General features: G+C 64.4%; 15 protein-coding genes and 2 pseudogenes. 11 read left to right on the top strand and 6 right to left on the bottom strand.

Going from position 1 to position 22,713, the window contains the following annotated elements:
- Nucleotides 1–210: 210 nt before the first annotated feature.
- Nucleotides 211–2,349: a bifunctional 3-(3-hydroxy-phenyl)propionate/3-hydroxycinnamic acid hydroxylase gene (locus tag AC5592_RS26460; RefSeq protein WP_063065783.1), complete on the bottom strand. Its 2,139-nt coding sequence runs from the start codon at nucleotides 2,347–2,349 to the stop codon at nucleotides 211–213.
- The gene (locus AC5592_RS26455) at nucleotides 2,346–3,692 is read right to left on the bottom strand and encodes an amidohydrolase family protein (RefSeq protein WP_063920399.1); all 1,347 of its coding nucleotides are present in this window, start codon (nucleotides 3,690–3,692) and stop codon (nucleotides 2,346–2,348) included. The genes AC5592_RS26460 and AC5592_RS26455 overlap by 4 nt, the downstream gene beginning before the upstream one ends.
- 425 nt (nucleotides 3,693–4,117) lie before the next feature.
- Between AC5592_RS26455 and AC5592_RS26450 the strand changes: the two genes are divergently transcribed.
- The 6 genes and pseudogenes from AC5592_RS26450 to AC5592_RS26425 all read left to right on the top strand — a co-directional run bounded on the left by AC5592_RS26450 (nucleotide 4,118) and on the right by AC5592_RS26425 (nucleotide 12,887).
- Nucleotides 4,118–5,218 (top strand): zinc-dependent alcohol dehydrogenase, encoded by a 1,101-nt coding sequence (locus tag AC5592_RS26450; RefSeq protein ID WP_063920389.1) that lies wholly within the window; start codon nucleotides 4,118–4,120, stop codon nucleotides 5,216–5,218.
- A complete protein-coding gene (locus tag AC5592_RS26445) occupies nucleotides 5,181–6,389 on the top strand; it encodes a DUF3500 domain-containing protein (protein ID WP_371507490.1) in 1,209 nt (402 codons plus the stop codon). Before AC5592_RS26450 ends, AC5592_RS26445 begins: the two co-directional genes overlap by 38 nt.
- Nucleotides 6,390–6,398: 9 nt before the next feature.
- On the top strand, nucleotides 6,399–7,184 hold the full coding sequence (locus tag AC5592_RS26440) for an HpcH/HpaI aldolase family protein (RefSeq protein WP_063065781.1): 786 nt from the start codon (nucleotides 6,399–6,401) through the stop codon (nucleotides 7,182–7,184).
- An 82-nt stretch (nucleotides 7,185–7,266) separates the two neighbouring features.
- Nucleotides 7,267–8,178 carry a LysR family transcriptional regulator gene (locus AC5592_RS26435; RefSeq protein ID WP_084507214.1) on the top strand — a complete coding sequence of 304 codons (912 nt, stop codon included), beginning with the start codon at nucleotides 7,267–7,269 and terminating at the stop codon, nucleotides 8,176–8,178.
- A 392-nt stretch (nucleotides 8,179–8,570) separates the two neighbouring features.
- Nucleotides 8,571–9,375, top strand: a pseudogene (locus AC5592_RS26430) (transketolase-like TK C-terminal-containing protein); the annotation flags it as partial.
- Nucleotides 9,376–9,638: 263 nt separating this feature from the next.
- The gene (locus tag AC5592_RS26425) at nucleotides 9,639–12,887 is read left to right on the top strand and encodes a protein kinase domain-containing protein (RefSeq protein WP_232329562.1); all 3,249 of its coding nucleotides are present in this window, start codon (nucleotides 9,639–9,641) and stop codon (nucleotides 12,885–12,887) included.
- 307 nt (nucleotides 12,888–13,194) lie between these two features.
- Here the strand turns inward: AC5592_RS26425 and AC5592_RS26420 are convergent.
- From AC5592_RS26420 to AC5592_RS26405, 4 genes and pseudogenes are all read right to left on the bottom strand, one after another.
- Nucleotides 13,195–13,715 (bottom strand): annotated as a pseudogene (locus tag AC5592_RS26420) (IS3 family transposase); the annotation flags it as partial.
- Nucleotides 13,716–13,966: 251 nt separating this feature from the next.
- A complete protein-coding gene (locus AC5592_RS26415) occupies nucleotides 13,967–14,881 on the bottom strand; it encodes a PDR/VanB family oxidoreductase (protein ID WP_063065778.1) in 915 nt (304 codons plus the stop codon).
- Nucleotides 14,850–15,881 (bottom strand): MFS transporter, encoded by a 1,032-nt coding sequence (locus AC5592_RS26410; protein WP_063065777.1) that lies wholly within the window; start codon nucleotides 15,879–15,881, stop codon nucleotides 14,850–14,852. The genes AC5592_RS26415 and AC5592_RS26410 overlap by 32 nt, the downstream gene beginning before the upstream one ends.
- Before the next feature lie 191 nt (nucleotides 15,882–16,072).
- Nucleotides 16,073–17,512: a carotenoid oxygenase family protein gene (locus AC5592_RS26405; protein WP_063920388.1), complete on the bottom strand. Its 1,440-nt coding sequence runs from the start codon at nucleotides 17,510–17,512 to the stop codon at nucleotides 16,073–16,075.
- Between the two features lie 218 nt (nucleotides 17,513–17,730).
- On the opposite strand from AC5592_RS26405, the gene AC5592_RS26400 reads away from it, so the two are divergent.
- From AC5592_RS26400 to AC5592_RS26380, 5 genes are all read left to right on the top strand, one after another.
- Entirely contained in the window at nucleotides 17,731–18,966 is a 1,236-nt protein-coding gene (locus tag AC5592_RS26400; RefSeq protein ID WP_084507202.1) for an aromatic ring-hydroxylating oxygenase subunit alpha, read from the top strand.
- Nucleotides 18,966–19,301 carry a hypothetical protein gene (locus AC5592_RS26395; RefSeq protein ID WP_063065774.1) on the top strand — a complete coding sequence of 112 codons (336 nt, stop codon included), beginning with the start codon at nucleotides 18,966–18,968 and terminating at the stop codon, nucleotides 19,299–19,301. Before AC5592_RS26400 ends, AC5592_RS26395 begins: the two co-directional genes overlap by 1 nt.
- A 109-nt stretch (nucleotides 19,302–19,410) precedes the next feature.
- Complete coding sequence (locus tag AC5592_RS26390) at nucleotides 19,411–20,646, top strand: M24 family metallopeptidase (protein WP_063065773.1); 1,236 nt, start codon at nucleotides 19,411–19,413, stop codon at nucleotides 20,644–20,646.
- A gap of 91 nt (nucleotides 20,647–20,737) precedes the next feature.
- A complete protein-coding gene (locus tag AC5592_RS26385; protein ID WP_232329561.1) occupies nucleotides 20,738–22,159 on the top strand; it encodes an aldehyde dehydrogenase family protein in 1,422 nt (473 codons plus the stop codon).
- A gap of 55 nt (nucleotides 22,160–22,214) precedes the next feature.
- Nucleotides 22,215–22,709 carry a VOC family protein gene (locus tag AC5592_RS26380; protein ID WP_063065772.1) on the top strand — a complete coding sequence of 165 codons (495 nt, stop codon included), beginning with the start codon at nucleotides 22,215–22,217 and terminating at the stop codon, nucleotides 22,707–22,709.
- Nucleotides 22,710–22,713 lie beyond the last annotated feature (4 nt).

Here is a 22,713-nt window from a genome sequence, read left to right as displayed (position 1 = left end):
GTTATCCCATGCCAATGCCTGTTTTCGATGCCGAGGCGGGCGGGATCCTGCGGATATGCTCGAAACGCCAGTTGAACGGCTGCCCGGGAGAGACCGGGGCAGCCGTTCAACCACGTCGTTCAATGCGAGCGTCGGCGATGCTCGGCCGGACTTTCGAGCTTCCGACAGCTGCGCTGCGCCGTCAGCGGGCCACGGTTTGTGCGCGCTGGATCAGTCGGAGGCAAGCAGGCGGGTGCGCTCGGTTTCCGGGTCAGCGAGGATGAGACGGCCTCGGATGTCGAGGTCGAGCCCGGGGTGGACCATATCGAGTGGAGCCGCGAAGCCATAGGCGGACAGGTCGATCCGCGCAGTCGTCGCGGCAACGATGTCGGGGCCGTCCGGTTCGAGCTCGACCTCGAGGTGCATTTCGGTTGTGGTGCCACGAACGGTCAGCTTGCCGACTACCGCGAGTCGCCTTGGGCCGCGACTGACTGCGTCGCCATGGAACGAGATCAGTGGGTGGTTTCGCACGTCCAGGAACTCTGGCGCGCACAGATGCCGGTCTCGCATTCCGAGACCGGTCGCGATGCTCGCGGAATGAAGTTCCAGCAGCACCGTGGCCGATCCATCCTTACCCCAGGTCAACGAGCCGGATGCTCGACTGAAGCGGCCGGTTACCGGGAGCAGCCCCCAGAGCCCGCGGGCGAAGAACCTGATGTCTGCGGTTGCGGGATCGAGTCTCCACACACCGGTTCGCTCGACCGCCTCGGTGTGTTGCTGAGCAGCCGATTCATCTGATATTTGTGGCATTAACTTCCTCAGTGTGCGGTCGAGCTCAGTTGACGATGGGTTCGCGCAGATGTAGTGGTCGGGACGAAGTACGACGAACGGCTGGCGCCTGAAGTATGGACGTGACAGCTCATGAAGGTCTTCGAGGATCTGGGTTCCCGAACCAGGACGGACGGGGCGCTGCCCCGGCGAGATCAGCGTGACATAGGTCGCGCCCAAGACGTCTTGGGCGATGCGGTGGCCATGTTTCGACAACGCGTCGCGTGGATCGGCGTCCCAGCCGATGATGCGCCAGCCAGAGCCCGAGATGTCATCGAGGCGGTGTTCCGCTCCACTGAATGTCCGCACGAGCGGCTGCGGGAACAAGCGGCCAACCGGCGAGCGCAGCGATGGTTGTCCCAACAGCAAACCGCTTCGGTACCGGGCCGGCGGGCGCCAGCGTCCTTGACGAACGCTTTCCCGTAACGGTGGGACACGCAGGAGCGTCACTCCCACCGCGTCGCGAATCGCCGCCGCCCACCGCGATTGCATGGTGACCAGACGGCCGACCTGGACCGACATTGTGGTTATCGCGTCGGCGTGCGGACGGCGCTCGGCCTCGTAGGAGTCGAGGATCCGCAGTGGGGCCCCGCCATTCACCACGGCAGCAATTTTCCAGGTCAGGTTCGTGACATCCCGGATTCCCGAGTTCAGGCCCTGGCCGATCATGGGAGGCATCAGATGGGCGGCGTCGCCGCACAGCAACACCCTCCCGACGCGCCAATGCTCGGCGCTCTCGGCTCGGAAGGTGTAGATGAGATGGCGCAGGATCTCTGCGGTGTCGGGGTCCGCATCCTCAGCGATCACTTGCCGCGCAGCCCGGGGTGTAAGGAGCTCGTCGCGGTCTTCCCAAGGCATTACCTTGCGTTCCCAGCGGTGCCCACCAGCGGCGAGTCGTCCGGTCAGGCGGGGTGCCGCCGGATCCAGGGTCATCTGGAAGTACGGGAGATGGGTGACCGGCTCCGGTAGTTTCGCATCAATGATGAGCCACGTGTCGGTGTATCCGGATCCGGCGAGCTCGACGCCAATCGCTGCCCGGGTCGTGCTGTTTGCGCCATCGCAGCCGACAACGAAGCGTGCGCGCGCGTTACCGGTCCCCCCGTCGATATCACGGAACGTGAGTTCGACGCCTTCGTCGTCTTGGGTCAACCCGGTGAGCTGGTGACCCAGGCGGATATCGACGTCCGGGTACTCCGCTAGGGCCGCCCGGAGCTGCTTATCCAGCAACGGCTGGTAGATCGCCGATATCCACGGGTGCCCCTGGAGTTGTTCCGTCGGCAGAGTCGTCGCGACAACCTTGCCGCGAGCCGACACCCACTGGGCGCCGGCTCCGAGAAGCATGTCGGGAACCGAGCGCTCGTACACTCCGGCTTTTTGAAGCGTGCGCAGCGCTTCTCCGTCGAGCACGCCGACACGCGGATTGGGATATACATCGGCCTCGCGCTCGAGTGCCAAAACCGTCAACCCTGCACGTGCCAGCAGAAGTGCCGCCAGCTCACCAACCGGACCCAGGCCTATCACGGCAACGTCGAACGTGTTCATGACAGGTGCCGGCAACCCGTGAAGAGGATGTCGGTAGCTCGCGAACGACTTACGAGGCCAGCCGCCGATCGTTCGAGGTGCTTCAGTACCGATTCGACGTCCACTCCGAGTAGTCGGCCCTCGCGTTTGACGATGCGCCCGTCGACGATCACGGTGTCGACGTTGCTGGTGTCCATGTGCTGCACCACGGCGCCCGCCGCGTGATTGACCGGTCCGGCATTGAGTGTGCGTGCGTTCAATGCGATGATGTCCGCCCGTTTGCCCGGGGTGAGGGACCCGACGAGATGGTCGAGATGAGCCCCTTGGGCTCCGCCGAGTGTTGCCATTCGGAGTATGTCTCGCACCGTGACCGGCTGAACCTCGGGGGAGTTGCTCTGCATCGCCGCGTGGACCCGGCTGCGCTGCCACTGGTAGGCCGCGCGCATCTGGGAGAAGAAGTCGACAGGCGCGATGCCGACGGTGTCCGTGCCGAAACTTGTTGGGATGCCCTGTTCGAGGGCGGTTTGCAAGGCTGGCTGGCCCATGGCGAGTGATTGCTCGGCGCTGGTGGAGACCGATACCTTGCCGCCGGTTCGTGCGATGGCCCGCCATGTGGTGTCTTCGAGACCGAGGCAGTGGATGTAGGTGATCCAGGGGCCGAGCAGTCCCTCCTCCTCGAACTGTTCGAGTAGATGTCCCCAGCTGGTGTCATTGACATGCGCGAACATTGGCAGACCGAGGTCTCGGGCAAGCTCGAACAATTCCTCGTCGACGTGATAGCCGAGAGCCAGGCGGACGAGGGTTCCCTCGTGCACCTCACCGGTCTTTTCGATGAGACGACGGATGTCGTCTGGATGGGCATACGACGGGTCCGGCTCGTGATCGCCGAGGGAGGGCGAGAAGCTGAAGACACATCGGATTCCGGATCGGCGGATTCCGTCGAGTGCGGCGTCGGTGTGTTCGGGTGTATACGAGCATTGCGATGTGTCGACGACGGTCGTGGTTCCTGCGGCCAGGTTCTCCAGTGCCCCACCGAACTGCCCCCAGTAGACGTCCTCGGGGGTGTACTGGTGGAACAGTGCATCGGCTCCGGCCCGCGATTGCATGAAGTAGTCCAGGTCGAGGGCATCGGCCCAGTACGAGCGCAAAGCGGTCTGGAACATGTGGTGATGCGAGTTCACGAAACCGGGAAGGACGATCTTGCCCGCACAGTCGAGCACCTGCGCATCGGCGGCCAGGTCCTGCCCGACCTCGACGATCCTGCCGTCCTCGATGAGCACATCGCCGCGTTCGTGATCACCCAGCTCCTCGTCCATTGTCAGGACGATCCCGCCGCGCAGCAGCAAGCGACCTTCGGAATTCATGACCGCCTCCAATTGGACCAACAAGGTGGGTTGCAAAGCGCCTTTGCCATAATGGAGACAGTGTTGCCGTTACCATGCTTGGTGTCAATATAGTCGCGGCGTCTACGTCTGCGTTGCTAATGCCGCAGCTATATCGGCAACGGTGTAGCCGATATTACTCGGCGGTACTGAAGCGGTCGACGTAGATCGGTGCCCACCGGCATTTGCGCCGGATCTGAACTCGAGCAGGATTCCACAACCGAGATCTCCCTCCTCCAGGCGAGCCGCGCCGACGCTTCGTAAGCGGTGGTCCACGGACGTCACGAGCTTCTATAGGTGTTGGCTATGCGTGTCTAGCGCTTCTGGTCTTGGACTTGCCGACGAAAAGGCCAACACAATCGAGGACAAACCGATTTTCTGCTCGAATTTCAACTGAAAGGTTGCAGATGCCCTCGGAGACAATGTTGGCTGCCGTACTCGGCGAACCCGGGACGATCACAACCACGCGGTTACCGGTGCCCGAGGTGGGACCGGACGATGTCCTGGTCCAGGTCCGCCGGGCCTCGCTGTGCGGTTCGGACCTCAAGATTCGAAGTCGGAGGTTCTTCTCCGGTGACGGACCGCCTCCGGGAACCTTTGTCCCTGGACACGAGTACGCGGGTGTGGTGGCTGCGGTGGGGAGCAGCGTCGACGAGTTTTCGGTTGGTGACCGGGTCGTGACCGAGGCGCATCGCGGCTGTATGCGATGCGTCAACTGTCTCTCGGGTTCCTACACCGATTGCCTGAACTCCGGCAAGCGGGAGAAAGGGCATCGGTCACAGGGGATGACGGTCGACGGCGGGTTTGCCGAATATGTGGTGAATCATGTGTCCACTCTGCATCGGCTGCCGGATTCCGTTGATTTCGATACGGCGGTAGTTCTCACCACCGTCGGCTCGGTTATGCACGCCTTCGATATCCTCGGCTCCCTCGTTGTCGGCGCGAGTGTCGCCGTGATCGGCCCCGGGCCCATCGGGCTGCTGGCGGTTCAGGTCGCCCGCCAACTCGGAGCCGACCCGGTGGCCCTGGTGGGTACCAGGTCAAGCCGGTTGGCGCTCGGCAAGCAGTTCGGCGCCGACGTGGTGCTCAACTCGCGCGCGGTGGACGCCGTCGCCGCGGTACGCGATCTCACCGCTGGGCGCGGCGCCGATATCGTCCTCGAGTGCTCGGGCGCCGCGCCCGCTGTCGATCAGGCGATCCATATGGCCAAGCGGTCCGGCAAAGTCGTGCTCGTGGGGTTTTTCGAGCAGCCGGTGCTGGCCGACCTCAATCATGCCGTCATGAACGGAATCTCATTGCAGACCGTTCGTGGCGAAGGAACGGGCTCTGTTGCGCGAGCCGTTTCCCTGGCAAGCCAGGGAAGGCTGAACACCGACGCGCTCGTGACACACCATTTCGCCCTCGGCGACATCGGTGAAGCGTTCGATACCTACGCCGAACGCAGAGGCGATGCCATCAAGGTGATGCTCGATGTGTCCGACGATAGGGAGCCGATCCATGGTCGGTAGCGTCCCGGATTCGGTGATGTCGGCTGCGGTCGATGAACCACGGCGGGCAGTGGCCGGCGCGATGGCGAGCGCCGCCACGGCATGGCTGGACGCACTGCCCTACGGGCAGCGTGCCGCCGCGCTGTTCGATTCCCCGCTGGTGCCCGATGCCGAAGCGGAGCGAGTGCGGTGGTACTACACGCCGACCGACCATGGCGGGCTCGCGCTAGGTCACCAGCTGCCGCATCAGCAGAGCCTGGCGATGCAGTTGGTAGCGTCGGGACTGTCCGCGGCAGGGTACGCCACTGTCGCGACCGTGGTCGGTCTGGAGAACGTCCTGGACCAGGTCGAAGGCTGGAAGGCCCGCTGGGCACGGCGACGTGGCCGCGATCCCGGACTGTACTGGCTCAGGGTGTTCGGCGTGCCGGGTGAGCAGGTGTGGGGTTGGCGCTTCGGCGGTCATCACATCTCGCTCAACAACCTCATCGTCGGCGGCCGTCTCGTGTCGACGACACCCTGCTTCATCGGCGCGGACCCGGCGAGTACCTTGTTGCTGGGTGGGTCGCCGCTACGGCCGCTCGGCGGGATCGAGGATGCCGCACGGAACCTCGTCAGGTCCTTCGACGCGGAACAGCGCGAACACGCACTGCTGCACGAGTCCGCGATATCGGACATCGTGTCCGGGAACCGAGCCCGTGTGACACATGGCGACACCATGATGCATATGCAGGATCTATGGCGCGGCCAGTTCGAGGACCCTGCGTTGAACAAGCTTGTCGATGACGTCGACCGGAATGCGGAAGCGGCCAGCGGGTACACCGAGGCCGATCACGCTGCCCTGGCGATTTCCGTTCCGCCCAAGGGCATCAGTGCACGAAACCTCGATCCCACGCAGCGCGGCGAGCTGCGACGACTGATCGCGCTGTATACCGGCCGTGTATCGACAGCAATGGCAGAGGTACACGCCGCGCGCTACGCAACCGACGCGGTACTCGACCTTACCTGTTTCGGTTGGGCGGGTGGTATGGGATCCGATGATCCCCACTACTACCGGATACAGGGCCCGGACCTGCTCATCGAGTACGACAACACGCAGCGTCACGCGAATCACGCGCACGCCGTATGGCGGGATCTGTCTGCTGACTTCGGCTTCGACGCCCTTGCCGAACATCGAAAGAATCACTCCCATTGAAGAGGCACTATGACGACCAATTCGACGACAGGCGCGACCGGATTCGCTGAGCGGTTGCGGTCCGGGCGGCAGAGCGTGGGCTACTGGGTTGTGTGCGACAACCCGGTGGCCACCGAACGTATCGCCATGTCTGGCTACGACTATGTCTGCCTCGACGCCCAGCACGGCTTGATCGAATACCGGGGCGTGCTGGCCGCAATCACCGCGATCGACGCTGCCGGCACAGCCGCGCTTGTCCGGGTGCAGGCCAACGATCGGTTCTGGATTGCCCAGGCACTAGATGCGGGTGCCCGCGGCGTTATCGTGCCGATGGTCGATACGGCCGCTGAGGCCGCAGCCGCGGTGGCGGCCTGTCGTTTCCCGCCGGTAGGCCACCGTAGTAACGGGGCCCTGCGCGCGGGGCTGCGAATCGGGCCGTCGCCGGCCCGGGCCAACGCCGAGGTCGCCTGCGTGGTGATGATCGAGACGGTATCCGGACTACGCAATGCCGCCGAGATCGCGTCGGTTCCCGGCGTTGACGCGATCTACATCGGACCATCGGATCTGCGCCTCGCACTCGGCGGGACCACCCCCACCGACCCCGCGGTGGACGCCGAGTTCGACGACGCCCTCCGCACCGTGCTGAAGGCTGCCGGAGCGGCAGGAAAAGCAGTGGGCATCCATTGCCCCGACGGCGTCACCGCCGCGCGCAGACTAGCCGAAGGCTTCAACTACGTCAGCATCGCCAACGACCTCATGCACCTGGAACAGGCTGTCAAAAGCCACCTCGCGCAGGTGCCTCGCGGATCCGACTAGCCAATGCGCCGAATCACTCCAACCCTGAGACTGAGACCCAGGCCATGGACAAAGTCGATGCGGGATCGTAGCGTGCGGACTCGTGAATCTACGACGGCTTCAATACTTTGTGGCGGTCTGTGAGCTGAAGTCGTTCACCATGGCGGCCGAGCGGCTTTTCGTCGCTCAACCTTCACTTTCCCAGCAGATAAAGCGTCTGGAGTCAGATCTGAAGGTCACGCTGCTCGATCGCACGGCGCAGGGTGTCCGGCCCACTCCCGCGGGGCGGGCACTGCTGCCCGTCGCACGCGATATTCTTGCCGACGTCGAGCGGGCCGAACAAGCAGTTGATGATGTGCGGACCGGTCGACGAGGCGATCTGGAGGTGCTCACCGTCCGATCGGTGGCCAACGCCATCCTTCCACCGGGCATCGCCGTCTGGCACGAAAGATTTCCCGAGGTCGTGCTGGAGATCAAGGATTACCCGCATGCCACAGCGATGGAGGCCGCGTTCCGTGATGGTGAAGGCGATCTGGCGATCGGTCCTCGAACGGGGTTATCCGGCGCCGATGTGGCCTCCATCGGATTCGAAGAACTGCTTCTCGTCGCCGGGCCCGACAGCGGTGTACCGATCGGCGCGCCGCTGACATTGGCGGATCTGAAGCGCCATCAGTGGGTGCTGTTCGACAAGGAGAACGGGCTGACACGGGTAATCAGGACACTCTGCGCCGCAGCCGGATTCGAACCGCTCGCCGCGGTCTGGACCATACAGGTCCAGGCCGCGTTGGAGCTGGCATCCAGCGGTGTGGCGGTTACGCTGGTCCCCGACAATGCGGTAAACGGGGAATATCGTCGATTCGCTCGGTCGCTGACACCGCCGATTTACCGCGAAATCTGCGCGTACTCCCGCCCCGGTTCCCGGTATATCTCTGATGCTTACGTCGACATCCTCTGCCGCGCCCAGTCGCAACTGTTGGTGCGCGCTGATCTTCCGCAGTCCTGTTCCCTCACCTGAGCCGACCACTTGCGGGCGCGCGAGGTTGTCCCAGGCGTCGACGTGGTCTCACCGTGAATCGGGTTGACGTTCGTCCTGCGCGGCACTGGCCAGTGCGGCGACCAACGGATTGATGCGGTAGTCGACCAGTTCGCGCATAACCAGTGCGGTACTGGTCGGGCCATTCGACGGTTGTCGAGTACGTACTCGACGCCGCCGAACGACTCGTGCCCGCCGCGCAGCGGTTCGCGGAAATGCGGCGTATCACCGCATGCCCGCAACAAATTTGGTGCGAGGAGAAGTCCCGATGAACGCCCTGGCCATCGATCCTGAAGCAGAGAGCTTCGAAGGGCCCCTCCCGAAGCACTCGAGGCGATTCAGCAGCGAGTGCTGTGGCTGGCCACGAGGGGTGAGGACAGCGGCTCCCCATCGGAGTTCTCTACGATCCTTTCGCCGAACGCGCCCTCGAACCATGCTCGTATGGCGTCTACGCCGGCGGGCAATCCATACTTGTCGGCACTCCCGTCCGGCGTCACCCTGGCCGCCGAGGGCGGAGCACACCAATCTATCAAGACGCCCTCGATGGGCCCTCGAACAACTGGGCTGTGTCAGCTACGAACCCGCATTTTCCGTCGACGTCGACGTCTAGTAAACGTTGCTCGCTTGCCTGTTCCGCCTCGGGCGGCCGGACGGCTCCTCGGCCTACCTGAGCCTGTCGACCCGGCCCGTCGACCAGATGCTGGCAGCAGTCCCATCGGACCTTGCCGCACGGGAGCGCCGCCGCCGGCAGGTCGTCGTTGGCGGCTACCCACTGGTTCGCCACGACGACGCCAAGGTCACCATCGCGGCAATGGGCGCGATGATGACCGAGGCCCTCGCCGCCGCAGCACGGCTCACGCACGCAGGAGTCCCCGCCGACGTGTCCTCTGCATCACCAGCCCCGGCCTGCTGTTCAAAGCAATCCAGGCCCGCCGAGGCCGAGGCACTGGCGAAACCTGGATTCTCGATCAGCTCTTCCCTTCAGATTGCGCCACCCCGCTGCTCACGGTCCTCGACGGCCACCCACACGCGCTGGCTTTCCTGCCCGGGATCAATCGGGTGCGCCACACCGCATTGGGTGTCTCACGGTTCGGGCAGGTCGGCTCTCTCGACGATGCCTACCGCTATCACGGCATCGACTCCGACAGTATTGTGTGCGCCGCTCTCGATCTACTTTGACAGGTGTGTCGCAAGGGTGCGCTGGCTGAAGCGTTATTGTGAAGGAGTCGCCGGCGCAGGCGTGGCGAGCGAGGTCCACCGCTTTCTGGACGAGGGCGCTCTCGGCTGAAGGTCGACAAGGGCGGCCCGCGTACTGGTTCGGCGATACGCTGGGCATTGTCGAAAGGTAAGCGCATGGTGCCCGATGTTCGTGCGCGTAGGGAGTGGGTTGCCCACCGCTGATGGTCGGCGATGACGCACCGCGGACCCAACGTGACGTGAATATGCCCGTCTCGGTGGAGTTGAGCGCGTCCGGATTCGAGGACGCCGAAGAGATCGGCCGTGGTGGTTTCGGTGTGGTCTATCGGTGCACGCAGGTGGCCTTGGACCGCACGGTTGCTGTGAAGGTGCTGACCGCTGAGCTGGACGACGACAACCAGACGCGGTTTCTTCGCGAGCAGAAGGCGATGGGTCGGTTGACCGGGCATCCGAACATCGTCACGGTGCTCCAAGTGGGTGTCACCGCGAGCGGGCGGCCTTATCTGGTGATGCCGTATCACCCGTTGGGTTCGATGGATGCGTGGGTTCGTCGGCAGGGGCCGATGCCGGTGCAGACCGTGTTGTGGATCGGGGTGAAGATCGCAGGTGCGCTCGAGAGCGCTCATCGGCTCGGGATCGTGCATCGGGATGTGAAGCCGGGCAATCTTCTGCTGACCGATTACGGGGAGCCGGCGTTGACCGATTTCGGTATCGCCCGCATTGTCGGTGGATTCGAAACGGCCACGGGCATCTTGACCGCTTCTCCGGCGTTTACGGCACCGGAGGTACTCGGCGGCGAGACGCCGACTGCGGCGGCGGATGTCTACGGTCTGGGTGCGACCTTGTTCTGCGCGCTGACCGGGCATGCCGCGTATGAACGGCGTAGTGGTGAGCAGGTGGTGGCGCAGTTCTTGCGGATCACCAGCCAGCCGGTGCCAGACTTGCGCGAGGACGGTATTCCCGATGACGTGGCGGCGGTGGTGGAATCGGCGATGAACCGGGATTTGCGGCAGCGGCCGTCGGCGGCGGAGATCGGCGAGGCGATCCGGCAGGTACAGCGCCACCACGGATACCCGGTCGGCGAGATGGCTCTGCACGGGAAACCGGTTGCAGCCCAAGGGATGTGGGATCGTACGCCGTCGATGCCGGAATCGGCCGCGGGGCAGATCGAAGAGGGTCGCGCCAGCACTGGTGAGCTGCCGCTCGAGTTGACTAGTTTCATCGACCGTCGCACTGAGACGGCGGAGATCAAGAACCTGCTGTCGGTGTCGCGGTTGGTGACGTTGGCAGGAATCGGTGGGGTCGGCAAGACCCGGCTGGCGCTGCGGGCGGCGTCGAATGCTCGACGCGATGTCGCCGACGGAGTGTGGATGATCGATCTCGCCGACGTGCGGGACCCGGTATTGCTGGTCGATGTCGTGGCGGCCGGTATCGGCCTGCGGAACGATTCGGCTCGGCCGATGCGGCAGGTGCTGGTCGAGTTCATGCGTTCCCGGGAGACGCTCCTTGTTCTGGACAATGGCGAGCAGCTTGTCCAGGCGTTGGCGGAGCTGGTCGAGGAGTTGCTGCGGCGGTGTCCGAGTGTGCGGATTCTGGTCACCAGCCGTGAGCCGTTGGATGTTGCCGGAGAAGTGGTGTTGCGGGTGCGGCCGTTGGCCGTTCCTGGCGCTGGCGCTGCGCCGACGCTGCGGGGATTGTCGAAATACGATGCGGTGCGTTTATTCGCCGATCGCGCTGCGGCGGCCGTGCAAGGTTTCGCGGTCACCCAGGACAATAAGGCCGCCGTGGTCGGGATCTGTACGCAGCTGGACGGGTTGCCGCTGGCGATCGAACTAGCCGCGGCTCGGATGCGCGCCATGTCGCCCGAGCAGATCCTGCAGCGGCTGACCGACCGGTACGCGCTGCTGAACCGCGGTAGCCGCGCCGCGCCGAGGCGCCAGCAGACGCTGCGGTGGTGCATCGACTGGAGCTACCAGTTGTGCACGCCGGTCGAGCAGCGGTTGTGGGCCCGGTTGTCGGTGTTCGCCGGCGGTTTCGAACTCGATGCCGTCGAGCAGGTGTGTGGTGCCGACCTGGCGCCGGAGGATCTGCTGGATGCGTTGTCCTCTCTGGTGGACAAATCGATTGTGGACCGCAACGAAGTGGATGGCGTCGTGCGTTGCCGGATGCTCGAGACCATGCGCGACTACGGCCGCGAGAAGTTGCAAGAGTCCGGCGAAGACCGGGAGCTGCGTCGACGACACCGCGACTGGTGCCAGCGGTTGGTGCTGGATTCGGTGGCGGACTGGTTCAGTGTCCGCCAGCCCGACTGGCTGGCTCGCCTTGATCGCGAGCAGCCGAATCTGCGGGCTGCCCTCGAGCTCTCCCTCTCAGAGGGCAGTGCGGACTCGGCCACTGCCGGGCTGCGCACCGCCAATGCGCTATTCGGGTTCTGGAGCTTTCGGGGTCGGTACGGTGAAGGTCGTCGGTGGCTCGACCGTGCCTTGGCCAACCCGGACGCGGGCTCGATATCCGACCGTGTCAAGGCGCTCGAGGCCGGCATTCTGATGGCCACGGCGCAGCGGGACCTTCGATCGGCAGCGTCACTACTGGAGCAGGCGCGCGTCCTCGCCGAACAGGATCCCACTCCCATGAACAAGGCGCTGCTCGCCTATGCCGACGGCATGCTGGCGCTTTATCGAGACGACCCCGTTCGCGCAATCTCCTTCTTCGAGCGTGCCGTGGAGGCGTTCGGCTCGAATAGGCGAGGGTATCTATACATTTCCGCATTGATGCTGCTTGGTTGGGCCTACACAGCGCAGGGCGATTTACCGCGGGCAATCGAATGTCAAGAGCAAATGCTGTCCATTACCGAGGAATGCGGTGAATCACTTTATCGGTCGAGTGCGCTGTGGGGGTTGGGGCTTGCGACATGGCTGCAAGGCGAGGGGGCTCGAGCACAGCGGTTGCTGCGGGAATCGCTGCGAGTCAACCAGGGCATGCACAGCCCGGTCGTAGCGGCGCTCGATCTCGAGGGACTGGCCTGGACCGTCGCCGATGAGGACAGTGATCGCGCGGCCGTGCTGATGGGTGCCGCGGAGAATCTTCTGCGGTCCTCCGCATCTGGGTTTTCAGTCTTCCCGGGGCTGACCCACGTTCACGACGAATGCGAGCGCAGTGTGCGTCGCACGCTCGGCGAACGACGATTCGATACGGCCTTTCGGCGCGGCCAGGCCATGGAACACAACGCCGCAGTGACCTACGCACTGGGTGAGGGGCGGCCCGCCGCCGCGCTCGCTTCGGAATTGCCATTGACCAAGCGCGAACGGCAGGTAGCAGACCTTGTCGCCCAGGGACTCACCAACAAGCAAATCGCCGCGAAATTGGTGATCTCGCAGCGTACCGTGGACGGGCATGTCGAACATATTCTGACCAAACTCGGATGCACCTCGCGCGCGCAAATTGCGACCCGGATCGCGGACGAGGCCCAGCGCGAGCGTTCCTGGCCGCACTGACAAGGATTTCGGGCGGCGGTCGTCTTCGCTCCGCGAAAACATTGTCGGCCGGGTGCGTGGGCATGCGAAACCACACCTTCAGCGGAGGGGCTGGGTGAGGCTGGACACCGTGATCGGGAGTTCAACGTTCCTGAATCTCAGGGTGTGACCCGCTGTTGACACCAGGCGCAATAACGGTAACATCGTTTCCGATATAGTGGCTCGAAAATTCAACTCGCTCTGGCTGGAGCGGCTGTCCGACAATCCGTCTACGCAGTCGCTGCCAGAGTCGATTCAGCTGGTGAATCGCCCTGGTGAGTCCGGAGACTTATTGGTGTGACAGCTCAGCGGGTTGCTGGGCTGGATTCTGAGCGTAGTAGGCGGTTTCCATTTCGGCGGGTGGGATGTCGCCGCAGTACTGGTAGAGGCGTCGGTGATTGAACCAATCCACCCGTTCGGCGGTGGCGAACTCGACATGATCGACGCTGCGCCACGGGCCGCGGGGCTTGATCAGCTCGGTCTTGTAGAGGCCGTTGACGGTCTCGGTGAGGGCGTTGTCGAAGCTCGAGCCCACCGCGCCTACGCTGGGTTGGATCCCTGCTTCGGCGAGCCGTTCGGTGAACGCAATAGATGTGTATTGCGAGCCCTATCTGTATGGTGCACAACATCTTTCACATCCCATCCGGCGTGGTCGCGGGTCCAGATCGCATGCTCGATCGCATCGAGCACCAGCGCTGTGGTCATCGAGGTGCCGGTGCGCCAGCCGATAATCCGGCGGGCGTAGGCGTCGATCACGAACGCCACATACACCCAGCCCGACCACGTTGACACATACGTCATGTCGGCGACCCCGCAGCATCTAGTCCTCGCCCGTGCGCGGCTGTTCCTCCGCGAAGTGTCATCGCTGGGCCGATGTGCGCCATTGCGCGAGCACAGTACCGTCGCGAGGCTCTCGTCGGTGCGTGGGCCGGGGTTGAGATCGAACTCGTCTTCGGTCATGCGCGGTTGCGCCGGGTCCCTGGTACGGGTCAGCTAACTCTCCCGAGGCCCAGGTAACCGCTTGCTCCAAGATCGACCGGCAGCGCCGCGTCGGGAACGGCCTACAGGTCCAGGGTGAGGCGCGGGGTCTGTGACCGGGAAACGCAGATCATCATGGTCGCGCCGGTGGCTTGCTCCTGCGGGGTCAGGATGCTGTCGCGATGGTCGATATCGCCGGCGAGGACGCGGGTTTCGCAGGTGCCGCAGATACCCTCGGTGCAGTAGTAGGGGACGTCCACGCCCGCGGCCAGCAGAGCAGACAGGATCGACTCGTCTGCCGCAACGGGCAAGATCCGGCGCGAGCGCGACAGTTCGACCGCGAAAGCGGCATTCACGGAGTCGGATTCCACATGTGCCGTGAAGTGCTCTGTGCGCAGGGACGCCGCGGGAACGATGGCCTCGATCACCTCGAGCAGTGCGGCGGGACCACAGGCGTACACGAGTTCGCCTGGGCGCAGATCCGCGAGGTAACCGTGCAGGTCGAGTGGGCCCTCGTGGAGAAAGATGCGACCAGAACCGTGACGAGACGTCAGTTCCTCGGTGAAGGCCATTGCGCTGCGCCGGCGCCCGCCGTACAGCAGCGTCCACGGTGCTGGGCAGGCGAAGTCGAGCATGGGGAGAATGGGGGTTATGCCGATGCCGCCTGCTATGAAACGGTAGGCGGGCGCGACTTCGAGGGGAAAGTGATTCCACGGACCGCGACCCCGTACCCGCGCTCCGGGTAGGAGTGTCGTGTGAACGAACTCGGATCCGCCGCGGCCGTTCGGTTCGCGCAGAACGGCGATGCGCCAGGAGTGCGAGTCGCCGCCGTACAGCGAGTACTGGCGCTCGAGGCCAGGTGCCAACTCGATGTCGATGTGGGCACCGGGTTCCCAGCCAGGCAACGGACAGCCCCCGGCAGCGCGCAGGACCAGGGATATGACGTCGGCGGCCTCTTGGCGGCGATCAGCGACAACGAGATCGATCGTGTCGGTCATCGGCGGATCCTTCGCGAGTGTCCGTGGCGGGGGACTGAGGCGTTGGGCGGGGAACGGCGTCGAACACGTCAGGTGTGACGCTGAGGGTCAGCGACCTGCTGTAGCTGTCTGCGATCCACGCACCGAACAACGTCATGACGCCTGTGATGTTTTTGCTGACGGCGCCGACCACCACGACGACGAAGAGCGTGATGAAGGTAGGTGGGTTGATCAGTACGAATGCCGCGGTGCCCCGTACGGTCCGCCCGAGCGAGCCAGGTCTTTCGTGACGGTGGATCGCGGCACCCGCTACAACGAAGAGCGTGATGACCACCCCGATGTCCAGCACCGTGCCGAAGCCTAGGTAGGCGGGGCCGAAGTCCCGGAAGCTCGACCAGGCGATCACGGTCGCTCCGATAAGGCCGATGCCGGTCCAGACGACGACGCGACTGGTCGACGCGACGCGGCTTCGCCCCTCGCGAGCCAGGGAGGATACGTCGGCGCCGTGGGGCAGCAACCACACGGCCAGGGCGAAGGCGATGCTCCCCACGCCTGCCCCGGTAGCTGTCATAACACGCCAAGCGCCGTCGAACGTGAGTTCGCTCATGATGGGTGGGGTAACGATGCCTACCATCGGCATTCCGAACAGCGCGATTCCGAATGCCCATTTGTTTTCGGCGGTGGCATCCTTGGCGAATCCCAGTATCAAGACAATGGCGGCACCCATGCCGATTCCGGCGAGTATTCTGAGAAACCCCAGCTGCCAGGGGGCGGTTGCCAGCGCGCATGCCCCCGACGAGAGGGTCAACCACAGGACCGCGGCGAGTGTGGCCCGCCGACGCCCGAGACGCCGCGCCAGCGGCACAGCGGTGGTGGCGCCCGCCAGCATTCCGAGGAATCCCGTGCTCCCGATCAACCCGGCATCGCGCGGGGACAAATGCCACCCGGGTTCGGTGAGCAGGGCCTGGAGAAAACTTGGGAACACGATGATCTGGAAACTCTGTGCGGCCACGAGAACCACTCCGAGCAGAGCCAGGCTGCGGCTTATCGGGTGTGGGACAGTGCCAGACGACACGACGGGGGCCTCCAGAATTCCGATAAAGCTACTGGGCAGGGTCTGAGTCACGCGATCCTGCAAATGAGTTGCTGAACAGCCCCGGACACAGGCCGCCAGGCGTGTGGCCCTGGCGGCCCGTGGCTTCGCCGGGTGGCTCAGGCGCCGAGTACGGCGGAGTCGAGTTCTTCGGCGGTGGCCCAGGTGCCGTGGAATCCCATGGGAACCCGATGGTTGAGCTTGATCCGGGCGATCGGGGCGGCGGTGAAATCCTGTGCATCTTGGACGATGACTTCGCTGCGGTCGGTGGCGGGATCCCACCAGATCGAAAGCAACCAGCCGTCGTCTTCGGTCGTGGCACCGGGACGGGGCACGAATTGGGGTTCGCCGGGGGAGGTCAGTGAACCATCGAGGGTTTGGATCGCGGTCTCGCCGGTGCGGTAGTCGTGTTTGGCCAGGCCATCGGTGAACCAGTCGCCGCTGCCGCGGGTGGTGGTGTAGTAGCCGTACTGGTGTGGCAGGCCGGTGCGTTGGTCGTTGATTTGGGGGAATTCGCCGAGGATGTCGGTGGCCTGGCTGTCCTTCATCGTCCCGGTCGCGAGGTCGAGTTCCCAGCGCCAGGGTGCGGCGACCAATTGCTTGAACCACCAGTTCCAGTCCCCGCCCGGCGGCCCTGACTCGATTTCTTGCATAGTGGGGCCGAAGCGGTCGGTGCGATGCCCGTCGACGACGATCGTGGTCCCGTCCTGATAGGCGTTGAGGAAATGCGTTGGTGCGTAGGCGTCCGGGGCTTCGAACCATCGCACCGCGCCGGTCTTGCGATCCAGGACTGCCCAGCGGCAGGTGGGCAAGGTCTCGGGTTCCCACGTCGTGGACGGCAGGCCGCGCATGATGTTTTCTACCCGCACCATCGATGGGTTGACCAGGAAGATCGCGTAGTTGGGGGTGACGGCGTAATCGTGGACGAAGGTCGGTACGCCGAGATCGATCTGGTGGCGGTCGAGGACTTTGCCGTGATTGTCGGCCCGGTACCAGGTGAGCGCGCCACCCATGCTGACGAAGAACAGCATGTCGCCGTTGGCGGGATCGATCTTGTAGTGCGCGGTCATGGGCCCGATGACCTCACCGCCGAAGTCGTAACTGCGGCTGGTCGTGGCCAAGGTGTCCGGTCGTAGCTCGTGCGGAACCGCGGCCTCGCACAGGACCAGCAAACGGTTGTCATAAAGAGCGACATGGGTATTGGCGGGATTCTTGGGAGCAACGCCCTGCGGCGGCGGGGTATCGCTGCCGTGCATGAAGCTACCGAAGACCGCCTTGCCCTGCTCCCGCTCGAACTGCAGCCCGGCGGTCGCCACATACCGGTTGCGGTAGGTGGCCCGGCCGTCCCGCAGGAACACCGCATGAACCATCCCGTCACCGTCGAACCAGTGATACCGGCTCGGATCACTGGGGCGGTAGGCCTGATTGGTGGCAACCCGGTAGAGAGCACCGTTCAGCTCGGGTGGCAGTCGCCCCTCGATCTCCAGATCGAATGCCTCCCCCTCCTCGTGCCACGGCGCGTACGGGCCGTTGAGAAACATGTTCGTGGGGTCCCACATGGAAACCCTCCTCACTATCTGTGGTCCTGAAATTCAGGACTTATATTTGTTATTCGGGACTCTACGGCGACGATATAGCGACATCTCAGAGAGGTCAACTACCTCAATTCGCGGGCGGTCGATCGCGAAACCTTTCCTCCGCACGCTATTGCCAGGCGCTCGGTTCGAGATTACTGTCCCCTATGACAGGACCTCTATCCTGATATTTGGAGAACCATATGTCTGAAGCTGTTGTCCGTGCTGTACCCCCTCCCAACGGCGAGAGCCCGGCAGCGCCTCCGAATCCGTTTGCCGGCCTACAGGACGTCGTGTCTGTCAGGGACAAGCTGACGCAGGAGTATCACGACGCAGTCCTCGAGGAGGTCTTCCGTCCGTCGTGGTTCCTCGTCGGAAACGTCAACGACGTGCCGAAAGCGGGTAGCTACTTTGTCCTGGACGTGCCTACGTTCAATACCTCGGTCCTGGTTCAGCGAGGGCGAGACGGGGAGGTACGCGCGTTCCACAACGTGTGTCGCCATCGCGGCAAGAAAGTGATTCCCACGGCCTGCGGTTTCGCCGAAGGGGCCTCGCCCGCGCACACCTGCTGGTTCCACGGCTGGTCGTACACCAGCGAGGGAACTCTGCGCTCGGTGCCCGACGAGGAGCAGTTCCGCTCCCTCGACAAGTCCCGCCTCGGGCTGGTACCGATCCGCGTCGAGGTCCGGTCCGGATTGATCTATGTCCACTTCGGTGACAACCCCGAGCCGCTGGCCGAATGGCTGGGGGAAGTCGCCGAGGGCTTCGACGGCTACTACAACGAGATGGAGAAGATCAGCTGCTTCTCCATCGATGTCCGGGCCAACTGGAACATCGCCATGGACTCCTTCTCAGAGGGGTACCACACCGTCTTCCTGCATCGGCGAACCCAGCCGAAGCTGGCTGGCAAGAGCAATCCGATGCGGCACAAGCCCGTCATCGACATGTACCGCCGCCACATCCGCACCAGTAATCCGGCGAACCCCGACTACGTCAGCCCACCCGTCGAGGGCGCGCTGTACGGCCTCGGGCGCAAGCTCACACCGGCGGTCGAGACCGACTTCTCCATGCTGCCGCCGGGTGTGAACCGCACCCGTCACAGTCCGTGGTTCTTCGACATCGTGTGGCAATTCCCCAATGTGGCCATCCTCAACGGCTCGCACTGGTACACCGTCGTCACGGTCTGGCCGATCGACCCCAGCCACACTCGCATCATCTTCGACAGCTACGCCCGAAAGGCCCGCCACGCCGGCGATCGCCTGGCCCAGGCGTACACGCGGGCCCTGCAGTACACGGTGTCCAGGGAGGACCTGGCCGCCATGGAGGACGTGCAGCGTGGCCTCGAGTCGGGTGCCATCGACGACGTCTATCTCTCTATGCAGGAGTTCGCGCTCCAGCACCGCTACGGACTCGTCAACGAGCTGATCGGAGATCGGTAATGGAACTCCCCGCTGAATTCGCCGACTTGGAGCCCTTGCTGAGCCGGTGGCGCCTGCGAAACTCACCGGAGCGGATGGCGGCGATGGCTGCCGCCGACATGGCGGAGCTCAGCGAGCTGTGCGACGTCGTGCTCCCTCGCATCGAGGCAGTCGTGCGCCATCTGAACGCCTTCCCCCTCGACGACATGCCGCCGCAGGAGCAGGCCCTCTACGAGCTGGCCATGACCTTCGCCGAGGTCAGCCACCCGGTCGACCTCGGCTGGGCCACACCCGAGGTCCGTGACCTGTTCCCGGGCGACCGGATGAATCTGATCGGTCCCTCCAGAGCGTGGTGAGCACGCGAACCACCCGATCCAGCACAGAGATGGATGCTTCAATGAATAACACCTTCGTCGAACTGACGCAGGTCGGCGCCGCCAGCGAGTCTGCCGACGGGGTCCTGGCATGACCGCGACGAGTTACCCGATGCTGTCCCTGGCTGCCCGGGACCTGCGCTGGCAGCGCACTCGTGTCTTCATGCAGGAGAAGGACATCGAATGCCTGCTCGTCTTCGGCCTCAAGGGCCGTGAACGGTACGAGGGTTACCTCGCAAACGAGGTCCTCGACGGCGTGGTCGTGTTCTTCGCCGACCGCGACCCCGTCCACCTCACCTGGACGCACCACAGGTACACCCGCCGCCTGGCCGTGAACATGCGGGATGTGCACTTCTGGATCGACGACGTTCGCATCGGCCCGTTCGGCCGCGGGGTCGTCGACGCGATCACCGAATCGGGACTGACATCGAGCCGAATCGGCGTGGTCAGCCTGACCGGGACCTCGGCAGGGGAAACAGAAGGGCTGATCACCTACATGATGTGGGACTACGTCCTCAAGCGCCTTCCCGTCGCCGAATTCGAGGACGTCTCCCTCGCCTTTGCCCAGATGATGCTCCCGAATGCGCCGCAGGAATTGGAACTGGTCCGCTTCTCCGCTCGAGCGGCCGAGGAAGCGTGCCAGACCATGCTGGAGATCACCCGGCCCGGCGTGCGCGAGGCCGAGATCTACGCGGCCATCGTGGAGGTCCTGCACCGCAACTCGTGCGTCACCACCTACCCACACGTCATCATGAGCGTCGGTGCCGACGACCCGGGCTGGGCGCCACCCCACTGGACATACGCCGGCGGACCCTCCCGGATAGTTCAGCCCGGTGACCTGATTCAAGCTGAGATCATGTCCTGCTACGGCGGATTCGAGACGCAGGTTCAGATGTCGGTCGCAGTCGAGCCGGTGCCGCAAGTGCTGCACATGCTTCACGACGTCGCCCTCGACTGCTACGACGCCGGACTCGCGGCCTTGCGTCCGGGAACCGCTTTCCTCGATGCGGCCAGGGCGATGAGTGAACCGCTCCTGAAGGCCGGCCTCTACAACATGACGCCCCTCGTGCACAGTCTCGCCCCGGCGGCCTTCGTGGGACATATTGCCCTGAACGCTGCACAGATCCCAGGTCAGGACGCCAACCGGGTATTCGACACCCTTGCGCCGACGCGGGATCTCGAACTCGTTCCCGGTATGACGTTCGCCTTCGAACCCAATGCGTGCACCGGACAACATCGCGTGAACATCGGAGGCACGGTCGTCGTCGGTGAGAGCGAACCGGAGGAGTTGAACACTCTCCCACGTCGCATGAGCCTCGTGTCGTGACTGGCGCTCGCCCCCCTTCGCCGTGGCCAGATCGCGTTGATCCAGCTCGTCCTGCTGCGGTATTCCGTCGTCGCACCAATCCGGAGCCACCGTGACCCAGTACCACTATTCGATGACCGTGGATGGAAAGGATGTCCCTACCAGTGACACCTTCGGGGTGGAGAACCCTGCAACCGGCCGAGTCTTCGCCGAGGCGCCCGATTGCTCACCGGCCCAACTGGACGATGCGATGCAGGCGGCCGGCGACGCTTTCCCACGCTGGCGCGAGGACATCGCCGCTCGGCGTACCGCGCTGCTCGCCGCGGCCGCGCGCATAGAAGAGGTCGCGGAGGAAATCGCGTCGCTGCTGACCCTCGAGCAGGGCAAGCCGCTGCACGATGCCCGGTTCGAGCTCCAAGTGGTTGCCCTGAGCCTGCGCAGCACGGCCGCCCTCGACGTGCCACAGCAGGTGATTTCGGACGACGACGCGCAGCGGATCGAGTTGCTGGCCCAGCCGATGGGGGTGGTGGCGTTGATCACTCCCTGGAACTTCCCGTTGGGCCTCGCCGCGCTCAAACTCGCGCCCGCCCTGCTGGCCGGAAACACGGTGGTACTCAAGCCTTCTCCCTACACACCCTTGTCGTCTCTCGCGCTCGGAGTTGCCCTCCGCGATGTGTTGCCGCCGGGCGTGTTCAATGTCATCACCGGTCGTGACCCGCTGGGCGCACGGCTCGTCGTACACCCCGTCCCCCGCAAGGTGTCGTTCACGGGTTCGATCGCCACCGGTAAGCGTGTCGCACTGGCGGCTGTATCCGACCTCAAGCGCCTCACCCTGGAGCTGGGCGGCAACGATGCGGCCATCCTCCTCGACGACATCGACCTCGACCGGTACGCCGATCAGATCTTCTGGGCTGCGTTCGCCAACAACGGGCAGCTATGTGTCGCGATCAAGCGGCTCTACGTCCCACGTGCCCGGTACGCCGAGGTCGTCGACGCAATGGCGGACCGGGCGCGGTCGGTCGAAGTCGCCGACGGGATGTCGCCTGGTGCCCAGCTGGGGCCGCTCGCGACCGGCCCGCAGTTCGCCCGTATTCAAGAGTTGGTGGCAGAGGCGCTGGCCGATGGGGCCACTGCGGCAGCCGGTGGGCGACCCCTGGACGGTGACGGCTACTTCTTCGCGCCGACCATTCTGAGGGACCTCGACGCCGGGGTACGGGTCGTCGACGAGGAGCAGTTCGGGCCCGTCCTGCCGGTGATGCCGTACGACGACGTCGAGGACGCGCTGGCCCGGGCCAACGCGACCTGCTATGGGCTGGACGGCTCGGTGTGGAGCGCGGATCCGGAACGGGCCGCGGCACTGGCCACACGGCTGGAATGCGGTACGTCCTGGGTCAACACGCATGGCGCACTGAGGCCCGACGTGCCCATGGGCGGGCACAAGTTGAGCGGGCTGGGCGTGGAGGGCGGGCTGCCCGGTTTGTTGTCGTTCACTCAGGCCAAGGTGCTCCACATCATGCGCCCTTCGATGACCTGAACACGCCACAAAGCGTCCATAGGCCCAACCATCGACAGCAGCTACGGAGAAGACCATGGCAATCAGCGAACTCGGCCACACCGGCTTCTGGGTCGATGACCTCGAGAAGATGCGCGACTTCTACACACGTGTACTCGGTCTCACCGTGACCGACGAGGACGAGGAACTCGGCATCGTCTTCCTCTCCGCGCGACCCGAGCAGGAGCACCACGAATTCGTGCTGCAGCGCGGCCGGACCGCGCCCGCGGGAGCCAAACTCACCCACCAGGTCTCTTGGCGGGTCGACTCGCTCGAGACCGTCATCGAGTTCCACCACCGTTTCCGCGACGAGGGCATTCCTGTCCAGCAGGAAGTGACCCACGGCAACGCCATCGGGATCTACTTCTTCGACCCCGAAGGCAACCGCAACGAGGTCTACCTCCGCGTGGACCGCGACGTGCGCCAGCCCTTCCGTAAGACGCTCAACCTCGATCAGGAGCCCGAGGCCGTCTTCGCCGACGTGGAGCGACTGCTCGCCGAGGGGGGTCCCGCATATCAGCCCGTCCAGTAACCCC

This window comes from Nocardia violaceofusca NBRC 14427, assembly GCF_963869435.1.
Lineage (GTDB): Bacteria > Actinomycetota > Actinomycetes > Mycobacteriales > Mycobacteriaceae > Nocardia > Nocardia aobensis.
The sequence above is the reverse complement of the archived record's forward strand: the minus strand, read 5'-3'. Positions and strand labels throughout refer to the sequence as shown.